Here is a 21,899-nt window from a genome sequence, read left to right as displayed (position 1 = left end):
TGGAATGCCTGAGCCGGCGGCGCGGGCCAGATCACGGGGCCTGTTCTCCCGCCTGCGCTCGGTGCGGGCGCGGCTGCTGGCCATCGCGCTTTTGCCGACGCTGATCATCATGCCGGCGGTGCTGGCGCTGGTGGTGACGTGGTGGACCCGCCAGTTCGACCACCTGCTCATCTCGAAAGTGGCGGGCGACCTCACCATCGCCCGGCAATATCTCGACCGCCTCATGGAGCGCTCCGACGAGACCCTGCACGCGCTGGGGGACTCCGTCGCCTTCGCCCGCGTGGCCCAGGCCGGAACCGGCGACGGCGACGGGGCCGCAATGGCCGATTTTCTCGACGCCCGCCGCCGCGCCATGGGGCTCGATTTCCTTTATCTGCTGGACCCGCAGGGCCGCCGCATCGCCGCCTCCCCGCCCTCGGCGCAGGATGGCGCGGCCGCGCCCCTGTGGCTGGTGGAGCGCCGGGCGCTTGACGGCCAGGCCTCCACGCAGATCGACATCTTCGGCCCGGACCAGCTCGCCCGCCTCTCCCCCGAGCTTGCGGCGCGCGCCCATATCGCGCTGGTGCCCACCCCCGGCGCCGTGCCCACCGCCCGCGATGCCGAGGACCGGGGCATGGTGGTGCAGTCCGGCACGCCGGTGGCGCTTGCGGACGGCACGCGGACAGGCGCCCTGGTGGGCGGCATCCTGCTCAACCAGAACCTCGATTTCATCGACACCATCAACGATCTGGTCTACCGCCCCGGCAGCCTGCCCGAGGGCTCGGCCGGCACCGCCACCCTATTCGTGGACGACGTGCGCGTTTCCACCAATGTGCGCCTGTTCGAGGGCCGAAGGGCGCTCGGCACCCGCGTGTCGCAGGAGGTGCGCGTGGCGGTGCTGGGCGAGGGCCGGGCGTGGCTCGACCGCGCCTTCGTGGTGAACGACTGGTACATCTCCGCCTACGAGCCGGTGATGGACAGCAAGGGCCAGCGGATCGGCATGCTCTATGTGGGCTTCCTGGAGGCGCCGTTCCTGGCGCTGAAGCGGGCGAGCCTTGCGGCGGTGGGCATCGGCTTCCTGCTGGTGGCGCTCATCGCCAGCCCCGTGCTGCTGCGCTGGGCGGCGGGCATCTTCCGGCCGCTGGAGGCCATGAACGCCACCATCGCGCAGGTGGAGGCCGGCACGCTGTCAGCCCGCACCGGGGTCGCCGCCACCTCCGACGAGATCGGCCGCGTCGCCCACCATCTCGATGGCATGCTGGACCTGCTCCAGCAGCGCGACGCCGAGCTCAGGCGCTGGACGCAGGAACTCGACCGCCGCGTCGCCGCCCGCACGGCGGAGCTGAAGGCCGCCAATGCCGAGCTGGCGGCCACCCAGCGCCAGCTGGTGATGTCGGAGAAGCTGGCGGCCATCGGCGAGATCACGGCGGGGGTGGCGCACGAGATCAACAATCCGGTGGCGGTCATCCAGGGCAACCTCGATGTGGCCCGCGACGTGCTGGGGCCGGCGGCAGAGCCCGTGCGCACCGAGTTCAACCTCATCGACCAGCAGGTCCACCGCATCACCATCATCGTGTCGAAGCTGCTGCAGTTCGCCCGGCCGGCCGAATTCGCCGGCCATCTGGAGCCGGTGGCGCCGTCCGAGGTGATCGGCGATGCGCTGCTGCTGGTGCAATACCTGCTCGCGCGCGGCGAGATCGAGGTGGTGCGGGACGAGACGGCGACATGCCTTGTGCTGATGAACCGGGTGGAACTGCAGCAGGTGCTCATCAATCTGATGGTCAACGCCGCCCACGCCATGCCCCAGGGCGGAACCCTCACCCTGCGCACCCGCGATGCGGCGCACAACGGGCGCGCGGGCGTGTCCATCGCGGTGGCCGATACCGGCCCCGGCATCGCGCCGGAGCATGTGGCGCGGGTGTTCGATCCCTTCTTCACCACCAAGCCCCAGGGCGGCGACAAGGCCGGCACCGGGCTCGGCCTCTCCATCAGCTTCACTTTGGTGGACCGGGCGGGCGGCACCATGAGCCTTACGAGCCCGCGGGGACAGGGCGCCGCCTTCGCCGTCTGGCTGCCGGAGGCGGAGGCCGCCGCCGCATGGGGCGGCTGACCGCGTCAGCGATAATAGGCGCCGAGGCGCACGCCGTTCACCTCGTGCACCGCCACCTCCATGTCGTAGATGGCGCGGAGCACATCCTCGCGCATCACCTCGTCCGGCGCGCCGGAGAGCAGCAGCCGGCCGCCCTTCATGGCGACGATGCGGTCGGCGTGGCAGGAGGCGAAGTTGATGTCGTGGATCACCACCACCACGGTCTTGCCCAGCTCGTCGGCAGCGCGGCGCAAGAGGCGCATGGTGGCGGCGGCGTGCTTCATGTCGAGATTGTTGAGCGGCTCGTCGAGCAGCAGGCAGGCCGGGTCCTGCGCCAGCACCATGGCGATGAAGGCGCGCTGGCGCTGGCCGCCGGACAATTCGTCCAGCAGGCGATCGGCGAGCCCCTGAAGGTCCACATAGGCGATGGCCTCGGCGATCTTCTCCCCGTCCTCGCGCGTCAGGCGCCCGTGGGAATAGGGAAAGCGCCCGAACGCCACCAGTTCGCCCACGGTGAGGCGCGGCGTGATCTGGTTGGCCTGCCGCAGCATGGCCATGCGCTTGGCCAGCACCGCGCCGGGGGTCGCGAACACGTCGAGCCCGTCCACATGCACGCTGCCGCGGTCCGGCGCCATGAGCCGCGCCACGATGGACAGGAGCGTGGACTTGCCCGCGCCATTGGGGCCGATGACGGCGGTGAGGCCGCCCGCCGGCAGGCTCAGGCTGACATCGTCGAGGACGCGGCTGGCGCCATAGGATTTCGACACATGGGCGATCTCGATCACGGCCGGGTGCCTCTCAGAAGCAGCAGGATGAAGACGATGCCGCCGGTGAACTCGATCACCACGCTCAGCGCCCCGTCATAGCCGAGCCCGCGCTCCAGCACGGTCTGGCCGCCGGAAAGGCACGCCACGGCAATCAGCGCCGCGCCCGGCAGGGTGTAGCGATGGCGGTCGGTGCCGAGGGCGAGATAGGCAAGGTTCGACACCAAAAGGCCGAAGAACAGCACCGGCCCCACCAGAGCCGTGGAGACCGAGACCAGCACGGCGATGACGAGGATCAGCAGGGTGACCATGCGCTTGTGGTCCACCCCGAGATTGACCGCCGTATCGCGTCCCAGCGCCAGCACGTCGAGGGTGGGCGCGAGGCGCCAGGCCAGCACCCCGGCGGCGAGGATCGCCACGCCCGCCACCGGCAAGAGGCTGGTGTCCATCACGTTGAAGCGGGTGAACATCAGCGATTGCAGCACCGAGAAGGCGTTGGGATCGAGGATGCGCTGGATGAGGTTGGCGAGCCCCCGGCACAGGATGCCGAACACCAGCCCGGCCAGCACCACGAGGTGGAAGCCGCGCCGCCCGTCGAACAGCACGCGGAAAAGGCCGAGCACCACCACCGCGAGCAGCAGCGCCTCGCCGATGAAGCGCAGGCGCGGATCGAGCGCCGCCGCCTGCCCGCCGAGCACGAACACCAGCCCGGTCTGCAACGCCACATAGAGCGCGTCGAAGCCCATCACGGCGGGGGTGAGGATGCGGTTCTCTGTGAGGGTCTGGAACAGCACGGTGGCGACGGCCACCGCCACGCCCACCAGCACCAGGCCCGCCAGCTTGCCGCCGCGCAGGGACAGGACGAAGCCCCAGTTGCCCCGCGCCCCCACGGTCATGAACAGGGCCATGGCGACCAGCGTCGCCAGCGCCAGCAGGACGAGCACGCGCCGCGCCCTGATATCCCTGGCCCGTGAGCTTGGCTCATAGGCCATGGGTCAAGCCCGCGCGGCGCTTGAGCGTCCCCACCTGGCATCGGTCGAAGACCGAGGCCGATGGCATTATGGTTCGCGCGTCAGCCAAGGCGCAGGCGCCGCCCGAGCAGCAGATAGAGGAACACCGCGCTGCCCGCCACGCCCGCCACCGTGCCCACCGGGATCTCGTAGGGATAGCGGACGAGGCGGCCGAGGATGTCGCAGGCAAGGAGGAAGGCGGCGCCGGACACGGCGATCCACGGCAGGGTCCGGCGCAGATTGTCGCCCATGACCAGCCCCACCCCGTTGGCGACGAGCAGGCCGAGGAACGGCACCGTCCCCGCCGTGGCGATGGCGGCCGCCGTCGCCAGCGCGACGATGGCAAGGCCCAGGGCCACGATGCGGCGATAATCGAGCCCCAGATTGCGCGCGAAGGTGTCGCCGAGACCGGCCACGGTGAAGCGGTCCGCCGCCGCATAGGCGATGACGGCGAGCACCACGCACAGCCACATCAGCTCGTAGCGCCCGCGCACCACGCCGGAGAAATCCCCCGTGGTCCAGGCGGCGAGCGATTGCAGCAGGTCGGTGCGATAGGCGATGAAGGTGGTCAGCGCATTAATCACGCCCCCGAGCATGAGCCCGACGAGGGGCACCACCACCGCGCCGCGAAAGGCGATGCGGTCCACGATCCGCAGGAACAGGACCGTGCCGGCCAAAGCGAAGGCGGCGGCCACCAGCATCTTGCCCAAGAGCGGCAGGCCGGGGGCCAGAAGGGTGGCGCAGAGCAGGCCCAGGCTCGCCGCCTCGGCGGTGCCGGCGGTGGTGGGCTCCACGAAGCGGTTGCGGAACAGCATCTGCATCAGCGCCGCGCATACGCCCATGGAGAGGCCGGCGAACAACAGCGCCAGCGTGCGCGGCACCCGGCTCGCGACCAGCAGCAGGGCCGCGTGCCCGGCGCCGTCGCCGGCAGACCCGGACACGAGGGCCGCAAGGCCCATGTCGCCCACCCCCACCAGCACGCTCAGCACCGCCAGCGCGACAAGCCCCGCCAGGGCGAGGCCGAGCCGCGCCAGCTCCCGTCTCGGCGACGCCAGCCCCGAGGCGGAGCCGGGGGACGATTGCTGGGTTCCCACGGTCTATTTGCCCGATCGGGCGTCGAGGGCCTGCGCCAGTTCCTCGGTGATGGTGGCGAGCGCGGCCCCGCCGCTGCCGACGATGTACCAGCGCACCGCATCGAGATCGAGGACCCGCCCGGCCTTCGCGGCGCGGGTGGCGGCGACCAGTTCGTTGTCCAGCACCGCGCGGGCGGCCGCCCCGCCACGCCCCACCGCCGCGTCGCGATCGAGCACGAACAGCCAGTCCGGATCGGTCTTCAGGATATATTCAAACGAGATGACCTCGCCATGGGCGGTGGTGGTGTCGCTCGCCGCGGCGGGGGTGAAGCCGAGATCGTCATAGATCCAGCCATAGCGCGAGCCGGCGCCGAAGGCGGTGAGCTTGCCGCCATTGACCATGACCATCAGCACCCTGCCGGCCTTCGGCGCCAGCCCCTTCACCCGGGCGATGGCGGCATCCATGCGCGCCAGCAGGGCGTCGGCCTGCGGCTGGCGGTCGAAGATGCGGCCCAGCAGCGCCACATGGGCCCTGGTGCCGGCGACGAAGCGGTCGGCGGGAACGGTGAGGTCGAGGGTGGGCGCCAGCTTCGCGAGATCGGCATATTTCGCCGCCGAGCGGGGACCCACGATGATGAGGTCCGGCGCGGCGGCGTTCACCGCCTCGTAGTCCGGCTCGAACAGGGTGCCGATCTTGAGATAGCGGCGGTCGCGATACCTGCCCAGATAGTCCGGCAGGTTGGAGCCCGGCACGCCGGCCACCGCCACGCCCAGCGCATCCAGCGTGTCGAGGGCTGCGATGTCGAACACCAGCGTGGTGCGCGGGCGCTCGGGCACCCTGGCCTGTCCCCGCGCATCCTCCACCACCATGTCGGCGAAGGCCGGACGGGTGGCGCCGGGGATGAGGGCGGCCAGGCCGAGGCCGAGGGCGGCACGGCGCGTCAGTCCCTGCCGGCCCGTCTGCGGGGGCGTGTGTCGCGACGTGGAAACACGGGCGGCTCCACACGTTCCGAAGGCATCCATGACGGCGTCCATCACGCTCTCGCAAATAAAACTACCGCTTTCGCGAAGATGAAATCGGGTCTTCAACCGTTGAATAGAGGAACCGGCCGGCCTCAGGGTCACTGCCCTCATCTCACCGACCTCACCGCCTTGGGCGGCATGCCGAAGGCACGCTTGAAGGCGGTGGAGAAATTGGCGGCGGAGGTGTAGCCGGCGATGATGGCGGCCTCGGTCACGCTGATCCCCTCGGCGAGCAGCGCGTCGCGGGCGCGCTCCAGCCGGCGGCCGCGGACATAATCGAACACGGTGGTGCCGAAGGTGGCGCGGAAGGCGCGCTGCAGGCTGGTGACGCTCATGCCCGCCTCCTGCGCTACCGCATCCAGGGTCAGGCTGTCGCAGAGGTGGACTTCCAGATACTCCTGCACCTGCCACATGCGCTGCTTCAGGCGCGGCCGGGGGCGCTCCGGCGGCGGGCCGGCATCGCCCACCGCGCTGAACGCCTCGAACAGCATCTCCATGACGCGGCTTTCCACATAAAGGTCGCGCAGGAACGCCCCGTAGGGCGGCACGGCCAGCACCTGCTCGGCCATGGCGAGGAGCCGCGGAGAGGGTCGCCAGCGCAGGCTGGAGAGATGCTCGCCGCTGACCCGCCGCACCGCGCCCGCGCGGTCCATCTGCTCGAACTGCGCCTGCTCCAGCCAGTCGGCGGGGATGGTGACGTTCACCTTGCGCACGCGCTGCCCGCGCTGCCCCTTGCGGACGAAGAGGTCGGGCTCGGCGCGCACCAGCAAGGCCGCCTCCGCCTCGCCGGGCCGGGCCGGGCCGAAGCGGAACGGACGGCCGCCCAGCTGGACATTGGCATGGCCTTCCAGGAACAGGCTGAGGGTGACGCCCTGCGTGTGCATCACCTGGCTGGTGAGGTCGTGCAGGTCCCGCGCATCGGTGGCGTGAAGCACCGCTCCGCTGCGCAGCGAGGTCATCAGGTAGCGCCCGCGCAGCACGGCCCCGTCCGTGATGGCGCGGGGCGACGTGACGGCGAATTCGGTGCCGGCCAGATGAGACAGGGCGGCGATGTCCGCGCAGCGCACCAGATGACCGGCAGCCTCGCCGGACACGGCGCCTTCGGCCGCCACGCCGCGCACCGTCGGCGCGGGCGTCGGGAAGGCACGACGAAGGTGCGGGCGGGTTTCGGTCATGGCGCCAAGAAGGACTTCCCGGGCCATCCGCTGTCAACTGCTTTGCGGCACCATGTATTTATTCTTATTCAAAAGAGAAGGGTGCAGCCATTTGATTGAGTTCGATCAGTTCCATATTTTTGACGACGAGACAAACGAATTGCAACGTCCAGCAAAAGAACATATCGGCGAAAACCGTAAAACTCCCCCTCGAACGGTACAGCGTTGATTGCTCAGGTTATGAGACGGGGAGTGTTATGAGGCGATTTCGACTTTCGGCGAAGACGCCGACTTCCGCAGCGCAGCCTTCATGCCGGGCGGGTGCTGCCCTCGTTGGCCCCCTGTTTCTGGCCTCAGCGCTTTTGGCGCCGGTGCTTCTGGCGAGCAACGCCGCAGCGCAGACGGCGGAGGTCAGCCTCGACACGGTGAACGTGGAGGGCACCCAGGACAGCGCCATCCTCACCGAGGGCAAGGACACCTACACCGCCTCCGAAACCACCATCGGGGTGGGCAGCCCGACGCCGGTGCGCGAGATCCCGCAATCCATCTCCACCGTCACCCGCCAGCGCATGGACGACCAGAACTTCACCCAGCTGGAAGACGCCATGCGGCGCACCACCGGCATCGTTGTCCTCGCCAACGACCAGGGCCGCTCCTCCATCTTCTCGCGCGGGTTCGAAATCGACACCCTTTTGGTCAACGGCCTGCCGGCGCCGCTCTCCTCGATCCTCGGCACCCAGCCGGACCTCTTCATCTTCGACCGCCTCGATGTGCTGAAGGGCCCCGCCGGCCTGTTCTACGGCGGCGCAGGCGGCAACAATGCGGGACCGGGCGGCATCATCAACGGCACGCTGAAGCCGGCCACCGACAAGTATTTCCTCAATTCCGACCTGAGCTACGGCTCGTGGGACTTCATGCGCGCGGAGGTGGATGCCGGCGGCAAGCTCAACGAGAAGGGCACGGTGCGCGCCCGCATCGGCGGCGCCTACCAGGACCGCAACTCGTTCGTCGACTACAACGAGAACCAGGTCTGGGTCGGCTACGGCACCCTCGCCTTCGACATCACCGAGAACACCACCCTGTCGCTCTATGCCTGGCACCAGGAACGCGACATGCTGCCCTTCAACGGCCTGCCCGCCATCAATCTGGGCGGCGGCGTGGGCCAACTGCTGGACGTGCCGCGCTCCACCTTCGTGGGCGGGCTGTGGAACCGCTTCCACAACGAGACCACCGACTATCTGGCGGAGGTGAAGCACGACCTCGCCAACGGCGGCGAGGCCAAGGCCTCCCTGCGCTATTCCGACCGGAACATCGACTACAAATATGCCTATGGCGCCTCGGCGGTGAGCACCGCGCCGGGCAAGCTGGGCAACTTCACCATGCAATACACGGCGGCAAAGGTGGAGGAGACCTCGCTCTCCGGCGACGCCCATGTCTCCACCCCGTTCTCCGCCTTCGGGCAGGAGCACAATTTCACGGTGGGCGCCGACTTCCGCGCGGTGGACCAGACCCAGTGGACGCCCACCTCCACCTCCCTGCCCGGCACCTACAACATCTATGCCTTCAACCCGTGGGCGGTGGCCGAGCCGACCACCATCTACAACCGCGAGAGCGTCACCGATCCCAACCAGTATGGCCTCTACACGCAGGCCCGCATCAACCCGCTGGATCAGGTCCACATCATCCTTGGCGGGCGCCTGTCCTGGTACGATTCCACGTCCGACGTGACCACCGCCAATGTCAGCACCGGCAAGGTCACCGCCACCAGCAGCTCGGTCGACATCGACAACGAGGTGCTGCCCTATGCGGGCTTCGTCATCGACCTGACGAAGGACGTCTCCTTCTACGGCAGCTATACGTCCACCTTCACCCCGCAGACCGAGCTGGACGCGGCCGGCGACGTACTGGCGCCGCGGCAGGGCTACCAGTACGAGGGCGGCATCAAGGGCTCCTTCCTCGACGGCGCGCTCAATGCCTCCGCCGCCATGTTCCTGATCCGCGACAACAACCGCGCCCTCGCCACCAACACCGCCAATGTCTACGTGGCGTCCGGCGAGGTCCAGGTCTCGGGCTTTGAAATGGAAGTCAGCGGTAAGCTGGCGCCGGGCTGGGAAATCTACGCCGGCTATACCTACTCGGAAACCGAATACCTCACCGCCACCACGGCGCAGCTGACGGCGGGCTTCAGCACTTATACGCCGAAGCACAATTACAACCTGTGGACCAAGTACGAGTTCCAGGACCCCCTGCTGAAGGGCTGGCATGTGGCCGGCGGCTTCAAGATCCTCTCCAGCTTCTACACCAAGTCCGGCGGCGTGACCCTGACCGAGGACGGCTACACCACCGTGGACGGCCAGGTGGGCTACAAGTTCAACGACAACTGGAAGGCGACCTTCACCGCCACCAACATCTTCGACGAGGTCTATTACACCCGCGTCGGCTCCACCTCCGTGTTCAATTTCTACGGCGAGCCGCGCGGCTACTGGCTGAAGGTGAGCGCGAGCTACTGATGATGATCTTGACCCTCGCCAAAGCCGCTCGTCTGGGCGCCGTCCATCTGGCGGCGGCCGCCAGCCTCGGCCTCTGCGCCCTCTCCCTCGCCGCTCCCCGGCCCGCCGCGGCCGAGCCGGTGACCCTGCCGGGGCTAGAGGAGCGGGCCATCGTCTCCAAAGGCGGGCTGGCCTACCGCATCTTCATCGCGGTGCCGAAGGCGCCGCCGCCGCCGGAGGGCTATCCGGTGGCCTATGTGCTGGATGGCAATTCGGTCATGGGCACCCTCGCCGACATCGCCCGCGGCGGCACCCTCGCTGAGGGCGGGATCATGGATCCGGCGGTGCTGGTGGCCATCGGCTATCCCGGCGACGCGCCCATCAACATGCCGCGGCGGGCCAAGGACCTCACCATGGCGCCCGCCACGCCCGAGAAGGGATCGTGGACCTATCTCACCCCCGAGGGCACCGGCGGGGCGGACGCCTTCCTCGCCTTCATCGAGGACGAGCTGAAGCCCGCCATCGCCGCGTCCTTCAAGGTGAACCCGGCGCGGCAGGCGCTGATGGGGCATTCCTTCGGCGGCCTGTTCACGCTGCATGTGCTGTTCACGCGGCCGGAGGCCTTCTCCACCTATGGGGCCGCGAGCCCCTCCCTGTGGTGGGCGAACGGCGCCATCGCGCAGGAGGAGGCGGCCTTTGCCCGCCACCTCGCCGGCCATCCGCCGAAGACGCGCAAGCGCCTCGTCCTCACCGTGGGCGCCTATGAGCAGGAGTTGCATCCCCTCCTGCGCGCCGGCGAGAAGGCGCAGGCCACGGCCCGCAAGCAAGCCGAGCGCCGCATGGTGGACGGCGCCCGCGACCTCGCCGCGCGGCTTAAGGCCCTGCCCGGCGCGCCGGTGGACGTGACCCTCACCATCTTCCCCGGCCAGACCCATGCCTCGGCCGCGCCCCACGCGCTGCTGCTGGGGCTGGAGACGTTCCTCGCGCCGCAGCCCGCGGAGGCCCGCCCATGAGCGTCGAAACACGCGCAGAGGTGACCGCCGGGATCGGCGCGCTGATGACGGCCGAACCGCGCGCCGCGCGCTATCGCGGCATCCGCGTGCTGGAAGTGCTGCGGACCGAGCAGATCACGCCGCGCCTGCGCCGGATCATACTGGGTGGCGCCGAGATCGAAGGCTTCGGCGCCGGCCCCAACATCAAGCTGCTGATCCCGCCCGAAGGGGTGCGGCACCCCGAATGGCCCCTCGCCGGGGCCGACGGGCGCGCCATCTGGCCGGCCGACGACCTGAGGCCGGCGGTGCGCACCTTCTCGGTGCGGCGGTTCGATCCCCTGCGCGGGGAAGTGGCGGTGGACTTCGCCTGTCATGGCGGCCATGGCCCCGCCGCGCGCTTTGCCGCGCGCGCCCGGCCGGGCGATGTGGTGGGGGTCGGCGGGCCGGGCGGGCGCACCCTGCCGCCGGCGGATTTCCACATCCTCGCCGGCGACCATTGCGGCCTGCCCTCCATCGCCGCCATCCTGGAAGGGCTGCCGCCCCACGCGCGGGGCGCGGCCTTGCTGGAGGTGGAGGACGAAGCCGACGTCCTCTCCCTCGACAGGCCCGCCGGCGTGGGCCTGACCTGGCTGTATCGCCACGGCGCCCCGGCCGGGACCACCACGCTCCTCGCCGATGCGGTCCGCGCGCTCGCGGTGCCGGATGGCCTCGCCGTCTCGGCCTGGATCGCGGCGGAATCCGCCGCGGTGCGGGCGGCGCGGGCGCACCTTGTCCGTGAGCGAGGGCTGGAGCGCACCGCGGTGGTGGCCATCGGCTACTGGAAGCGCGGCGTCAGCGAGCCCGATTACGACGCCGCCGACCGCCACGACCGCGATGACCGCGATGACGATCAGCCGGCCGGCTGATCCGCGCCGCCGGGTCCAGAACCGCCGAGCCTCAGAACCGCACGAAGGCGGCGATCATTGCGGCATAGAGGGCGAGGATGACGCCGACGCCCAGCGCATTGTTGCGCGGCGCCGGTGATTGCACCCACCAGCTGAAGCGGCGGCTGGCCCATGGCACGAGACGGGCGAGCATCAGCACGCTGGCGCCGTTGCCGATGAACAGCGCCACCGCGAACGGCAGTCCCGCCCGGTCGATCAGCAGCGGGATCTGCACCAGTTGGCCGAACAGGAACACCACCGGATAGAGCATGAGCAGAACCAACATGTTCTGCTTCCACGGCGCCGGCGGCTTGCCCTTGGGCGCGGAGAACCACTGCTCGAAGCCGGTGCGCACGGTGCGGGTATGGAACTCGTCGATGAAGGCCCGCGCCTCCTCCAGCATGGCCGCGCGCTGCGGCGAGCCGAGCCACGTTTCCAGGTGCTCCTGGGTGTCGAAGCGCAGGATTGCCAGGAAGTCCTCCTGCACGCCGGGAATGGGCGCCTCCAGCCGGTAGCCCTCGAAGCCGGGGGCGCGGCTCTGCAGCGCCGTCATACGCTGTTCCCAGGCGCGATAGGCCGCCTCCTGCCCCAGCTTCAGCCGGGTGGAGATGACCACGGACACCGGCGAGGGCAGCACACCTGCCGCGCCATCGCGCACCAGATGGACATCGTCCCGCCCCGCCAGCATGTGCTGCACGCCGGAGATGCGCGCCAGCCGCTCCGGCGATTTCAGCCAGCCCACCGCATCCTGCGTACTGGCGAAGCGCTGGAGGATCACCCAATCCACCTGCGCCGGCGGCGCGGGGGGCGCCACCGATTGCTCGATGAAGCCGGGAAAGCCGGTGATGACGCGCTTCGTCGCCTCCTGCCAGTCGGCGAAGGCGTGATCGTGGCCCTTCAGCACCCGCGTCTGGGTGACGATGGTGACCGAGCCTTCCGGCGCCTCGCTCATAACGGTCTGCTCACAGGTCCGCCGAGCCGGTCGAAGATGCGGTCGGGGGTGAAGGGCAGGTGGGCGAAGCGCACGCCGGTGGCGTTGGCGAGCGCGTTCGCCACCGCCGGCGCCACCGCGTTGATGGCGCATTCGCCCTGCGCCTTGGCGCCCAGCGGGCCGATGGTGTCGTGGGTGTCGGCGAACAGAACCGTGGTGCGCGGCGTGTCGGCGAAGGCGGGGATGTGATAATTGCGCAGCGCCGCGTTCACCACATTGCCCTGCGCGTCATGCACCATGTGCTCGGTGAGCGCCCAGCCCAGCCCCATGGCCACCGCGCCCTCGATCTGCCCCCGGCATTGCAGCGGGTTGATGAGGCGGCCGATGTCCGCCGCATGCACGCTGTGGAGGATGCGGATCTCACCGGTCACGCGATGCACCGCGAGCCGCACCCCCTGCACGTTGAAGCCGATGGTGCGCGGCGAGAGATAGGCCTTGCGCCGCGCCTCCAGGCGATGGCCCTCGGCGGCGCCCAGCCGGTAAAGCTCCGCGAGCGGGAGGCGCACCGTGGCGCTTTCCACCGCGTCGCCCGCAAGCCGCCAGTCCTCCGGTGCGGTGTTGGTGCGGCGCGCCGCATAGGCGAGGATCTCGGCCGCCAGCGCCCGCGCCGTCAGTTCCACCGCCTGCCCCGCCACCACCGTGCCGGTGCTGGCGAAGGTGCCGGTGTCGTAGGGGGCAAGGTCGGTATCGGCATTGATGATGGCGATGGCTTCCGCCCGCGTGCCCAGCACCTGCGCCGCGATCTGGCGATGGGCAGTGACCGAGCCGTTGCCCATTTCGGTGGAGCCCACCGCGAGGTGATAGGTGCCGTCCGCCAACAGCCGCATCTCGCCGCCGGAGCGATGCTCGGTGGGCGGGCCGGCTTCCAGCACCGCCAGCGCCACGCCGGTGCCCTCCGCCCAGTCGCCCTCGGGCGCCTGCTCGCCCCTGCCGCTGGCCAGTTCCGCTTCCACGAGGTCGAGGCACTGGTCCAGCCCGTAGCTGCCGAAGGCCACGTCGCTCGGCTCGGCCCAGACCGACTGGATCACGTCGTCCGGCCGGATCATGTTGCGGCGGCGGATGGCGAAGGGGTCGATGCCGAGCTTTGCGGCGAGGTCATCCAGCGCGCATTCGATGGCGAACGAGGTCTGCGAGGCGCCGTAGCCGCGAAAGCCGCCGCCGGGGATCACATTGGTATAGACCGCGTGGCCCTCGGCCTTCTTGGCCGGGCAGCGATAGGCGGCGAGCGGGCTGCCCAGCGCCGCCGCCAGCGTCTCCCCGCCATGGCCGCCATAGGCGCCGGTGTTGGACACCACATGCACCTCCAGCGCGGTCAGCGTGCCATCCGCCGTGGCGCCGATCTTCACCCGCGTGGTCATCTGGTGGCGCGTGGTGGCGCCCAGAAACTCCTCCGGCCGGGTGAACTCCCACTTCACCGGGCGGCCGAGCTTGAGCGTGGCGAACACGCACAGATCCTCGGTGAGCATCTCCTGCTTGCCGCCGAAGCCGCCGCCCACCCGCTCGGTGAACACATGCAGGTCGTGGGGGAAGATGCCGAACAGGTAGCAGAGCTTCCTGTGGGTGATGAACGGCGCCTGGGTGGAGGTGCGCACATGGATGCGCCCGTCGCCATCCCGCCAGGCGATGGAGCCGTGGGTTTCCAGGTGCGCGTGCTGCACGCGGGAGGTGGAATAGGTCTCCTCATGGACCACGGACGCGGCCGCGAAACCTTCAGCGACGCTGCCCACCTCGCCCTTGATGGCGAGGAAGATGTTGCCCCGCGCCGCACCGCCGATGCCGTCATTGCCGGGATGCAGCAGGGGCGCGCCCTGCGCCATGGCCAGGACCGGATCGAACACGGCGGGCAGGATTTCGTAATCCACCTCCAGCGCCCGGCAGCCGGCCTCGGCCGCGCCCTCGGTGTCCGCCACCACGGCGGCGATGCGCTGGCCGACGAAGCGGGCCACCTCGTCGAGGATCAGCGTGTCGTCGGGATCGACCAGATGGTCCTCGTGTGTGGCGGTGCTGTAGAGCTTCTTCGGCACGTCCTCATGGGTGAACACCGCCACCACGCCGGGAATGGCCAGCGCCTTCGCCTTGTCGATGCGCCGGATGCGCGCATGGGCGTGGGGCGAGCGCAGCACCTTCAGGTGCAGCAGGCCGTGGAGCGCGGGATCGGCGGCGTCCACGTCCATGGTGTAGCGGGCATGGCCGGTGACGATGCCGGCGCTGAACGGATTGGGCAGGCTGGCGCCACAGGCCTCACCCGCCACGTCCGCCTCGGTGGCGCCGATGCCGTGGACCGCGTCTTCGATGGCGCGATAGCCGGTGCAGCGGCACAAATTGCCCTTCAGCGCGCGCGGCAGGTCGGCGCGCTGGGCGTCATCGAGGGCGGCCACCGTCATGATCATGCCGGCGGCGCAGAAGCCGCACTGGAACGCCTGCGCCTCCACGAAAGCCTGCTGCACCGGATGCAGGTCATTGCCGCTCGCGAGGCCCTGCACGGTGGTGACCTGTCGCCCCCTGGCCCGGAAGGCGGGCATGAGGCAGGAATGCACGGGGCGCCCGTCGAGCCAGACGGTGCAGGCGCCGCAATCCCCCGCGTCGCAGCCCTTCTTCACCCCCAGCGCGCCGCTCTCGCGCAGGAAGGTGCGCAGGCACTGGCCCGGGCGCGGCTCGGCGGAAACGATCCGCCCATCGATGCTGTAGGTCACGCCGTTCCCCCGGATGCTGCAAGTTCGGCCCGGATCTCTTCGGCGAAATGCGTGGTGAGATGGCGCTTGTAGGCGGGCGTGCCGTTCACGTCGTCGAACCAGCCGTCGGCCGGGATCGCCGCCGCGAGCGCGGCCTGAAGCGCATCCGCCCCCGGCATCGCCGCAAAGCGCAATTGCACCGGACGCGGCGTCGCGGCGGTGATGGTCAGGACGAGGTCGCCCGCCGCGCCGCTGGTGCCGATGAGGAGCGCCGCCGAGCGGCCGAGCCTGGTCAGCGACGCCCGGCGCAGGGCGAAGCGCCGCCCGAGGGCAGCGGCCGGAATATGGATGGCGCGCAGCAATTCGCCAGGCCGAAGCACATTGGCATGGTTGCCGGTGACGAAATCCGCCGCCGCCACCGTGCGCGGCGCGCCGGAGCGCGGCCACAGCACATAGGTCGCCTCCAGCGCCACGGTGAGCGCGACCATGGCGCCGGCCGGCAGCGACATGCAGATATTGCCGCCCACGGTGGCCACATCCGCCACCTTGAACGACATGAGCAGCGCATGGGCGCAGGCGCGCAGCAAGGGCGCCGCGGTCCACTCCGGCGGGACGGCGAAATCGGCGAGGGCGCCGATGGTGGCGGTGGCTGCGATCTCCAGCCCGGCCTCAGACGCCACCAGCGCCGGCCAGTTCAGGCCGAACAGGTCCACCAGCGTGTCGATGCCGGGCTGCGGCTCGGACATCAGCCAGGTGCCGCCCGACAGCCAGGCGTGGCCCTGCGGCCAATCGGCGATATCGTCAACGCTGGAGGGCGACTTGACCTGCCGCACCGTGTTCAGATCCATTCGTCTTACCGCCTTGGCCGCCGCAGGATGGGTCATACAGAAAATCGCGCGCGCAGAACATCGCGCGCGGATGTCATGGGCCACACGTTGGCCCATGAAGCCAGCGTGACCCATGAAGCCACAGTACCCTTGGGCCAAACGTTGGCCCAAGAAGCCAGCGTGACCCTTGCCCTCGGGCGCGCGGAAAGGTCAGATGCCGGCATGAATGGCGCTCAGTCAAATGCAGCGGAACGTCGGACAGCCGCCGGACGGGACAGCCTGGGCTGCGCACTGGCGGCGCTCGGCGAAGGACAGGAGCTGGCCGGTCACGGTTTCGTGATCTACCGCAAGTCCCACGCCGGCAGCTCCCTGCACCGGGTGGAGACACCGCCAAGCCACCGGGGCGTGCTCGTGGGAGTGTCCCTCACCGGTGGCCACCGGCGCCGCATCTTCACCGGCACCCGCTCGGTTTCCTACGATTTCGCCGCGGATAGTTGCTACATCCGCCCGTTTGCCGACGACTACCGGGCCGATATCGAGACCGGATTTGAATTTCTCCTGCTGGAGATCTCCCAGGCCGCGCTCCACCGCACCTGCGCGGAAAGCGGCGTTCCCCTCGCAGGCGGGCTTTCCGCCCCGCCCGCCGAAACGGACACGGTACTCGCCCACCTCGGCCGCGCACTGCTGCCGGCCCTCGCCCATGCGGCGACCGCCAGCGCCCTGTTTGTGGACCAAGTGGTGTGCGCCATGCAGACGCACCTGGTCTCCCGCTATCATGGCGTCACCGTGCGCGCCGAGCGCGGCGGCGGCCTGTCGGACCTGCAGATGCGGCGCGCCCAGGAGCTTCTGCTGGCCGGCATGGACAGCACGGTGCTGATTGGTGATATCGCCTCCGCCTGCGATGTATCGCGCAGCTATTTCATCCGCGCCTTCCGGCAGGCCACCGGCGCGACGCCCTATCAATGGCTGCTCGCCCGGCGCGTGGAACGGGCCCGCGCGCTGCTCACGCGATCGGCCCTGTCGCTGGCGGAGGTGGCGATCCAATGCGGCTTTTCCGACCAGAGCCACATGACACGCACCTTCGCCCGCCTCACCGGATCGACGCCCGGCGCCTGGCGGCGCGGCCGCTGACATCGGCGCACCCTCCGATCGGACGCCGGACCAGGCTGGCGCGCAAGGTTTGCCGGCGCGCTTGACGACAGGCCGGCCGGTGACAGTGCGATTGTTCAAAGGCACCGACTTTCCTTCAAGACGCGCCGCCGGTTGGGGGCGATAGTTCCTCCGAAACCAGCCGGAGGTCGTAGCCAGCCAGCGCCGCATCCACCGCAAGACCTTTCTCGGTCAACGCATATTCCACGTGCCGGACCCGGCCTTCGAGTTCACGGCGCGTCACATAGCCGGCTGTTTCGAGATCCTTGAGCCGCGCGGACAGGACGCGCGCGGAGATGGCGCCGGGCAGTGCCCGGCGCAACTGGCCGAACCGCAGCGTCCCGTTGCGCGCGAGCGCGGCAATGACGTGACCCATCCATTCCTGGGCCATGAACTTGAGAAAATGCTCGGCCTGACACCGCCCGAGGCCGATCTTCTTGCGTTCTGTTTCGTCGTCCATGAGTGAAACCAGTATCTCGGAGGTAACTAATGGCCGCCGCGCCGATGTGGCGCTAGCTTCCCGTCCGCCCGTCAGTTCCCACCATCACAGCAGGAGATTTTCCCGTGTCAAATGCCGTCGCTGCCCCCGGCGGGATGTTGTTGTCCCCGAACGACCACACCCTGATCATGATCGACTTCCAGTCGCAGATGTCGTTCGCCACCAAGTCCATCGATGCCGTGAACCTGCGCAACAACGCCGCCCTCGTCGCCCATGCGGCGGCCGGGTTCGGCGTCTCCACCATCCTCACCACGGTGGCGGAGAAGAGCTTCTCCGGCCCCATGTTCGCCGAGATCACCGAGGCATTTCCCGGCGAGAAGCTGCTCGACCGCACCTCCATGAACACCTGGGAGGATGAGGCCGTCATCGCCAGGGTCAATGCCATCGGCAAGAACCGCATCGTGCTGTCGGGCCTGTGGACCGGCGTGTGCATCGTCGGCCCGGCGCTGTCGGCCATCGAGCAGGGGTTCGAGGTGTATGTCATCGCCGATGCCTGCGGCGATGTCTCGGATGAGGCCCACGAGCGCGCCATGCAGCGCATGATCCAGGCCGGCGCCCGGCCCATGACGTCGCTGCAATATCTTCTGGAGCTGCAGCGCGACTGGGCCCGCACCGGGACCTACGACATGACCACCGGCATCGCCAAGAAGTTCGGCGGCGCCTACGGCCTCGGCATCATCTACGCCAAGACCATGTTCGGCGCCTCGGAAGGCCACTGAGCATGGACCACGCCCCATCGGCCGCCGGCGCCCCGGCCGGCGGCCTGACGCGCCGCACCGCGCTTGAACTCGGCGCCGGCGCGGCGCTCGCAACCGCCCTCGGCCTGCCCCTGCCCGCCGCTGCCGCCACCTCTGCCACGACCAAAGGAACCACAGCCATGCCTTTCGTCACCACCAAGGACGGCGTCGAGATCTTCTACAAGGACTGGGGTCCGAAGGATGCCCAGCCCATCGTCTTCCACCACGGCTGGCCGCTGTCGTCGGACGACTGGGACGCCCAGATGATGTTCTTCGTCGAGAAGGGCTATCGCGTCGTCGCCCACGACCGGCGCGGCCACGGCCGCTCCACCCAGGTGGGCAGCGGCCACGACATGGACCATTACGCAGCCGACGCCGCCGCCGTGTTCGAACATCTCGACCTGAAGAACGCGGTGCATATCGGCCATTCCACCGGCGGCGGCGAGGTCGCCCATTATGTGGCCAGGCACGGCAAGGGCCGCGTCGCCAAGGCGGTGCTGATCGGCGCCGTGCCGCCCATCATGCTGAAGACGCCGGCCAATCCCGGCGGCCTGCCGATCGAGGTGTTCGACGGCTTCCGCTCGGCGCTCGCCGCCAACCGCGCCCAGTTCTTCCTCGATGTGCCCACCGGCCCGTTCTACGGCTTCAACCGCCCGGGCGCGACGGTGTCGCAGGGGGTGATCTGGAACTGGTGGCGGCAGGGCATGATGGGCGGCGCCAAGGCCCACTATGACGGCATCAAGGCCTTCTCCGAGACCGACTTCACCGACGACCTGAAGGCCATCGAGGTGCCCACCCTGGTGATGCATGGCGACGACGACCAGATCGTGCCCATCGCCGATTCGGCGCTGCTCTCGGTGAAGCTGCTGAAGCACGGCACGCTGAAGGTCTATGCGGGCTATCCCCACGGCATGTGCACCACCCATGCCGAGGTGATCAACCCGGACCTCCTCGCCTTCATCAAGGCCTGACCCAACGGCGCCGGCCCCGCCGGCGCCGTCCCACCCTGGGCGCACACGGCATGAAGCTCTATCTCGCCTCGCTGGGCGCCGGCCTTCTGGTCGGCATCGTCTACAGCCTCATCAACGTCCGCTCGCCGGCGCCGCCGGTGGTGGCGCTGGTGGGGCTGCTGGGCATTCTCATCGGCGAGCAGATCGTGCCGGTGGCCCGCCACCTGATCGCCGGCGACAGCCTGCGCACCGCCATCGGCCTCGCCGACTGCTCCGACCATGTGCTCGGCCAGTTGCCGGGCCGGCAGAGCGCATCAGCGGAGCCGCCGCAGGGCCTGCCTCCCGGGTCCTGAGCGGACGAGCCCCAATGCCTTCTCAAAAGCTGCCTGATCAAAGGCTGCCCGACCAAAAGCAGCCCGACCGCCGCCCGTTCATCGCCGCTGCGGGGCTCTTCGCCGCCGCCGGCCTTGTCCCCACCACGCGAAGGCGCAGACCATGAGCCAGACCGCCGACCTCATCCTCTTCAACGGCAAGGTCACCACCCTCGACCGCGCCAACCCGCAGGCCGAGGCGGTGGCGGTGAAGGGCGGGCGCATCCTGTTCGCGGGGGCGACCTCCGACGCCATGCGCCACGCAGGAACCACCACCAGGATCATCGACGTGGGCGGCCGGCGGGTCATTCCCGGCCTCATCGACAGCCACATGCACATCATCCGCGGCGGGCTGAACTACAATATGGAGCTGCGCTGGGACGGGGTGCGCTCCCTCGACCACGCCATGGAGATGCTCAGGAAGCAGGTGGCGGTGACCCCGCCACCCCAATGGGTGCGGGTGGTGGGCGGCTTCACCGAGCACCAGTTCGCCGAAAAGCGTCTGCCCACGCTGGAGGAACTGAACGCCGCCGCGCCTGACACGCCGGTGTTCATCCTCCACCTCTACGACCGCGCCTTGCTCAATGCGGCGGCGCTGCGCGTGGTGGGCTACTCGAAGGACACGCCCAACCCGCCCGGCGGCGAGATCGTGCGCGATGCGGCCGGCAATCCCACCGGCCTGCTGCTGGCCCAGCCCAACGCCACCATCCTCTATTCGACGCTGGCCAGGGGGCCGAAGCTGCCGGCGGAATACCAGAAGAACTCCACCCGCCATTTCATGCGCGAGGTGAACCGGCTGGGCGTCACCAGCGTCATCGACGCCGGCGGCGGCTTCCAGAATTATCCGGACGACTATGCGGTGATCGAGGCGTTGCACCGCGACGGCCAACTCACCGTGCGCATCGCCTACAACCTCTTCACCCAGAAGCCGAAGCAGGAACTGGCGGATTTCTCCGGCTGGTCAAGCCAAGTGAAGCCCGGCCAGGGCGACGACCTCTACCGCAACAACGGCGCCGGCGAGATGCTGGTCTATTCCGCCGCTGATTTCGAGGACTTCCAGGTGGCCCGGCCCGATATGCCGCCCACCATGGAAGGCGACCTCGAGCCCGTCATCCGGCTTTTGGCCGAGAACCGCTGGCCGTGGCGGATGCATGCCACCTATGACGAGACCATCTCCCGCGCCCTCGACGTGTTCGAGAAGGTGGACAAGGACGTGCCGCTCAAGGGCCTGAACTGGTTCTTCGACCACGCCGAGACCATCACCGACCGCAACATCGACCGCATCGCGGCGCTGGGGGGCGGCATCGCCGTGCAGCACCGCATGGCGTTCCAGGGCGAGTATTTCGTCGAGCGCTACGGCGCCGGCAAGGCCGAGCGCTCGCCGCCCATCCGCCGCATGCTGGACGCCGGCATTCCGGTGGGCGCCGGCACCGATGCCACCCGCGTCGCCTCCTATAATCCCTGGGTGTCCCTGTCCTGGCTAGTGACGGGCAAGACGTTGGGCGGCCTCGCCCTCTACCCGCCGTCCAACCTGCTGGACCGCGAGAGCGCGCTCCGGCTGTGGAGTGAGGCCAATACCTGGTTCTCCTCCGAGCCCGACAAGAAGGGGCAGGTGAAGGCGGGGCAACTCGCCGACCTCGCGGTGCTCTCGGACGATTATTTCTCCGTATCCGAGGACAAGATCCAGGACATCACCAGCGTGCTCACGCTCCTGGGCGGCACCCCGGTCCATGGCGACGGCGATTTCAAGACCCTCGCCCCGGACCTGCCGCCGCCCATGCCCGACTGGTCGCCGGTGCGCACCTTCGGCGGCTACCAGCAGCGGGCGGAAACCGGGACGCGCAAATACGCCTTCGCCGCCGCGTGCGGCTGCGCCACCGCCTGCGGCGTCCACGGCCACGCCCACGCCGGCGCGCTGGCGGCGCAGGTGCCGGCCGCCGACGAACGCTCCTTCTGGGGCGCGCTGGGCTGCGCCTGCTGGGCGTTCTGATGGGGGGGGGCGATCGTGCCTCCGTCCGCAGTAGAGCGCCGCCCCCTCTCCCGCACCGAAGCCGGATGTTTCCGGCTTCGGCTCTTGTAGGCCGAACTCGGCATCAGCCGAGTTCGGGCGGGGGAGGGTTCCCACCATTCCCGGCCACCGGGCCGGGGACGCGGAGAGATGGCCCCTCCGGTCAAGTCGGAGGGCGACGATGGTCAGAAGCGGCCCG

18 protein-coding genes are annotated in these 21,899 nt (G+C 69.4%); 9 read left to right on the top strand and 9 right to left on the bottom strand.

Annotated elements, in window-relative coordinates; translation table 11 throughout:
* The first annotated feature begins 4 nt into the window (after nucleotides 1-4).
* Entirely contained in the window at nucleotides 5-2,089 is a 2,085-nt protein-coding gene (locus tag V5F48_RS14710; protein WP_394259322.1) for a sensor histidine kinase, read from the top strand.
* A gap of 5 nt (nucleotides 2,090-2,094) precedes the next feature.
* On the opposite strand, the gene V5F48_RS14705 is transcribed toward V5F48_RS14710, so the two are convergent.
* The 5 genes from V5F48_RS14705 to V5F48_RS14685 form a co-directional block, all read right to left on the bottom strand.
* Nucleotides 2,095-2,853, bottom strand: coding sequence for an iron ABC transporter ATP-binding protein (locus V5F48_RS14705; RefSeq protein WP_394259321.1), 759 nt, complete (start codon nucleotides 2,851-2,853; stop codon nucleotides 2,095-2,097).
* Entirely contained in the window at nucleotides 2,850-3,824 is a 975-nt protein-coding gene (locus tag V5F48_RS14700; protein ID WP_394259320.1) for an iron chelate uptake ABC transporter family permease subunit, read from the bottom strand. The genes V5F48_RS14705 and V5F48_RS14700 overlap by 4 nt, the downstream gene beginning before the upstream one ends.
* Before the next feature lie 80 nt (nucleotides 3,825-3,904).
* The gene (locus V5F48_RS14695) at nucleotides 3,905-4,876 is read right to left on the bottom strand and encodes an ABC transporter permease (protein WP_394259406.1); all 972 of its coding nucleotides are present in this window, start codon (nucleotides 4,874-4,876) and stop codon (nucleotides 3,905-3,907) included.
* Between the two features lie 63 nt (nucleotides 4,877-4,939).
* Nucleotides 4,940-5,950 carry a siderophore ABC transporter substrate-binding protein gene (locus V5F48_RS14690; RefSeq protein ID WP_394259319.1) on the bottom strand — a complete coding sequence of 337 codons (1,011 nt, stop codon included), beginning with the start codon at nucleotides 5,948-5,950 and terminating at the stop codon, nucleotides 4,940-4,942.
* Nucleotides 5,951-6,045: 95 nt separating this feature from the next.
* Nucleotides 6,046-7,113, bottom strand: a complete 1,068-nt coding sequence (locus V5F48_RS14685; protein ID WP_394259318.1) for a helix-turn-helix transcriptional regulator — start codon at nucleotides 7,111-7,113, stop codon at nucleotides 6,046-6,048.
* A gap of 236 nt (nucleotides 7,114-7,349) precedes the next feature.
* Here V5F48_RS14685 and V5F48_RS14680 point away from each other — a divergent pair, with 236 nt between their 5' ends.
* Genes V5F48_RS14680 through V5F48_RS14670 form a run of 3 tightly spaced genes read left to right on the top strand, consistent with a single transcriptional unit; the run spans nucleotide 7,350 to nucleotide 11,478 of the window.
* Nucleotides 7,350-9,602, top strand: coding sequence for a TonB-dependent siderophore receptor (locus V5F48_RS14680; protein WP_394259317.1), 2,253 nt, complete (start codon nucleotides 7,350-7,352; stop codon nucleotides 9,600-9,602).
* Nucleotides 9,602-10,594 carry an alpha/beta hydrolase gene (locus V5F48_RS14675; RefSeq protein ID WP_394259316.1) on the top strand — a complete coding sequence of 331 codons (993 nt, stop codon included), beginning with the start codon at nucleotides 9,602-9,604 and terminating at the stop codon, nucleotides 10,592-10,594. Before V5F48_RS14680 ends, V5F48_RS14675 begins: the two co-directional genes overlap by 1 nt.
* Nucleotides 10,591-11,478, top strand: coding sequence for a siderophore-interacting protein (locus tag V5F48_RS14670; protein WP_394259315.1), 888 nt, complete (start codon nucleotides 10,591-10,593; stop codon nucleotides 11,476-11,478). The genes V5F48_RS14675 and V5F48_RS14670 overlap by 4 nt, the downstream gene beginning before the upstream one ends.
* A gap of 31 nt (nucleotides 11,479-11,509) precedes the next feature.
* Here V5F48_RS14670 and V5F48_RS14665 read toward each other — a convergent pair whose 3' ends face one another.
* From V5F48_RS14665 to V5F48_RS14655, 3 genes are read right to left on the bottom strand one after another with little or no spacing between them, the layout of a single operon-like run.
* Entirely contained in the window at nucleotides 11,510-12,448 is a 939-nt protein-coding gene (locus V5F48_RS14665; protein WP_394259314.1) for an antibiotic biosynthesis monooxygenase, read from the bottom strand.
* Nucleotides 12,445-15,180 carry a molybdopterin-dependent oxidoreductase gene (locus V5F48_RS14660; protein WP_394259313.1) on the bottom strand — a complete coding sequence of 912 codons (2,736 nt, stop codon included), beginning with the start codon at nucleotides 15,178-15,180 and terminating at the stop codon, nucleotides 12,445-12,447. The genes V5F48_RS14665 and V5F48_RS14660 overlap by 4 nt, the downstream gene beginning before the upstream one ends.
* Nucleotides 15,177-16,007, bottom strand: coding sequence for an FAD binding domain-containing protein (locus V5F48_RS14655; RefSeq protein ID WP_394259312.1), 831 nt, complete (start codon nucleotides 16,005-16,007; stop codon nucleotides 15,177-15,179). Before V5F48_RS14655 ends, V5F48_RS14660 begins: the two co-directional genes overlap by 4 nt.
* Before the next feature lie 201 nt (nucleotides 16,008-16,208).
* Between V5F48_RS14655 and V5F48_RS14650 the strand changes: the two genes are divergently transcribed.
* Nucleotides 16,209-17,117, top strand: a complete 909-nt coding sequence (locus tag V5F48_RS14650) for a helix-turn-helix transcriptional regulator (RefSeq protein WP_394259311.1) — start codon at nucleotides 16,209-16,211, stop codon at nucleotides 17,115-17,117.
* Nucleotides 17,118-17,232: 115 nt separating this feature from the next.
* On the opposite strand, the gene V5F48_RS14645 is transcribed toward V5F48_RS14650, so the two are convergent.
* Nucleotides 17,233-17,595 (bottom strand): winged helix-turn-helix transcriptional regulator, encoded by a 363-nt coding sequence (locus tag V5F48_RS14645; RefSeq protein ID WP_394259310.1) that lies wholly within the window; start codon nucleotides 17,593-17,595, stop codon nucleotides 17,233-17,235.
* A gap of 134 nt (nucleotides 17,596-17,729) precedes the next feature.
* On the opposite strand from V5F48_RS14645, the gene V5F48_RS14640 reads away from it, so the two are divergent.
* The 4 genes from V5F48_RS14640 to V5F48_RS14625 all read left to right on the top strand — a co-directional run bounded on the left by V5F48_RS14640 (nucleotide 17,730) and on the right by V5F48_RS14625 (nucleotide 21,682).
* Nucleotides 17,730-18,353, top strand: coding sequence for a hydrolase (locus V5F48_RS14640; RefSeq protein ID WP_394259405.1), 624 nt, complete (start codon nucleotides 17,730-17,732; stop codon nucleotides 18,351-18,353).
* A 2-nt stretch (nucleotides 18,354-18,355) separates the two neighbouring features.
* Nucleotides 18,356-19,342, top strand: a complete 987-nt coding sequence (locus tag V5F48_RS14635; RefSeq protein ID WP_394259309.1) for an alpha/beta fold hydrolase — start codon at nucleotides 18,356-18,358, stop codon at nucleotides 19,340-19,342.
* Nucleotides 19,343-19,392: 50 nt separating this feature from the next.
* Nucleotides 19,393-19,674, top strand: coding sequence for a XapX domain-containing protein (locus tag V5F48_RS14630; protein WP_394259308.1), 282 nt, complete (start codon nucleotides 19,393-19,395; stop codon nucleotides 19,672-19,674).
* A gap of 142 nt (nucleotides 19,675-19,816) precedes the next feature.
* The gene (locus V5F48_RS14625) at nucleotides 19,817-21,682 is read left to right on the top strand and encodes an amidohydrolase (protein ID WP_394259307.1); all 1,866 of its coding nucleotides are present in this window, start codon (nucleotides 19,817-19,819) and stop codon (nucleotides 21,680-21,682) included.
* The last annotated feature ends 217 nt before the right edge of the window (nucleotides 21,683-21,899 follow it).

It is taken from the genome of Xanthobacter autotrophicus ATCC 700552 (genome assembly GCF_043194565.1).
Taxonomy (GTDB): domain Bacteria; phylum Pseudomonadota; class Alphaproteobacteria; order Rhizobiales; family Xanthobacteraceae; genus Xanthobacter; species Xanthobacter autotrophicus_F.
This window is presented reverse-complemented; position numbering and strand designations above follow the sequence as displayed.

What these genes read in the sequence shown, in the direction of transcription:
- V5F48_RS14710 (WP_394259322.1), top strand. Translation starts at nt 5, where the DNA reads ATGCCTGAGCCGGCGGCGCGGGCCAGATCACGGGGCCTGTTCTCCCGC.
- V5F48_RS14700 (WP_394259320.1), bottom strand. Translation starts at nt 3,824, where the DNA reads ATGGCCTATGAGCCAAGCTCACGGGCCAGGGATATCAGGGCGCGGCGC.
- V5F48_RS14690 (WP_394259319.1), bottom strand. Translation starts at nt 5,950, where the DNA reads ATGGACGCCGTCATGGATGCCTTCGGAACGTGTGGAGCCGCCCGTGTT.
- V5F48_RS14685 (WP_394259318.1), bottom strand. Translation starts at nt 7,113, where the DNA reads ATGACCGAAACCCGCCCGCACCTTCGTCGTGCCTTCCCGACGCCCGCG.
- V5F48_RS14680 (WP_394259317.1), top strand. Translation starts at nt 7,350, where the DNA reads ATGAGGCGATTTCGACTTTCGGCGAAGACGCCGACTTCCGCAGCGCAG.
- V5F48_RS14675 (WP_394259316.1), top strand. Translation starts at nt 9,602, where the DNA reads ATGATGATCTTGACCCTCGCCAAAGCCGCTCGTCTGGGCGCCGTCCAT.
- V5F48_RS14670 (WP_394259315.1), top strand. Translation starts at nt 10,591, where the DNA reads ATGAGCGTCGAAACACGCGCAGAGGTGACCGCCGGGATCGGCGCGCTG.
- V5F48_RS14665 (WP_394259314.1), bottom strand. Translation starts at nt 12,448, where the DNA reads ATGAGCGAGGCGCCGGAAGGCTCGGTCACCATCGTCACCCAGACGCGG.
- V5F48_RS14655 (WP_394259312.1), bottom strand. Translation starts at nt 16,007, where the DNA reads ATGGATCTGAACACGGTGCGGCAGGTCAAGTCGCCCTCCAGCGTTGAC.
- V5F48_RS14650 (WP_394259311.1), top strand. Translation starts at nt 16,209, where the DNA reads ATGAATGGCGCTCAGTCAAATGCAGCGGAACGTCGGACAGCCGCCGGA.
- V5F48_RS14645 (WP_394259310.1), bottom strand. Translation starts at nt 17,595, where the DNA reads ATGGACGACGAAACAGAACGCAAGAAGATCGGCCTCGGGCGGTGTCAG.
- V5F48_RS14640 (WP_394259405.1), top strand. Translation starts at nt 17,730, where the DNA reads ATGTTGTTGTCCCCGAACGACCACACCCTGATCATGATCGACTTCCAG.
- V5F48_RS14635 (WP_394259309.1), top strand. Translation starts at nt 18,356, where the DNA reads ATGGACCACGCCCCATCGGCCGCCGGCGCCCCGGCCGGCGGCCTGACG.
- V5F48_RS14630 (WP_394259308.1), top strand. Translation starts at nt 19,393, where the DNA reads ATGAAGCTCTATCTCGCCTCGCTGGGCGCCGGCCTTCTGGTCGGCATC.
- V5F48_RS14625 (WP_394259307.1), top strand. Translation starts at nt 19,817, where the DNA reads ATGAGCCAGACCGCCGACCTCATCCTCTTCAACGGCAAGGTCACCACC.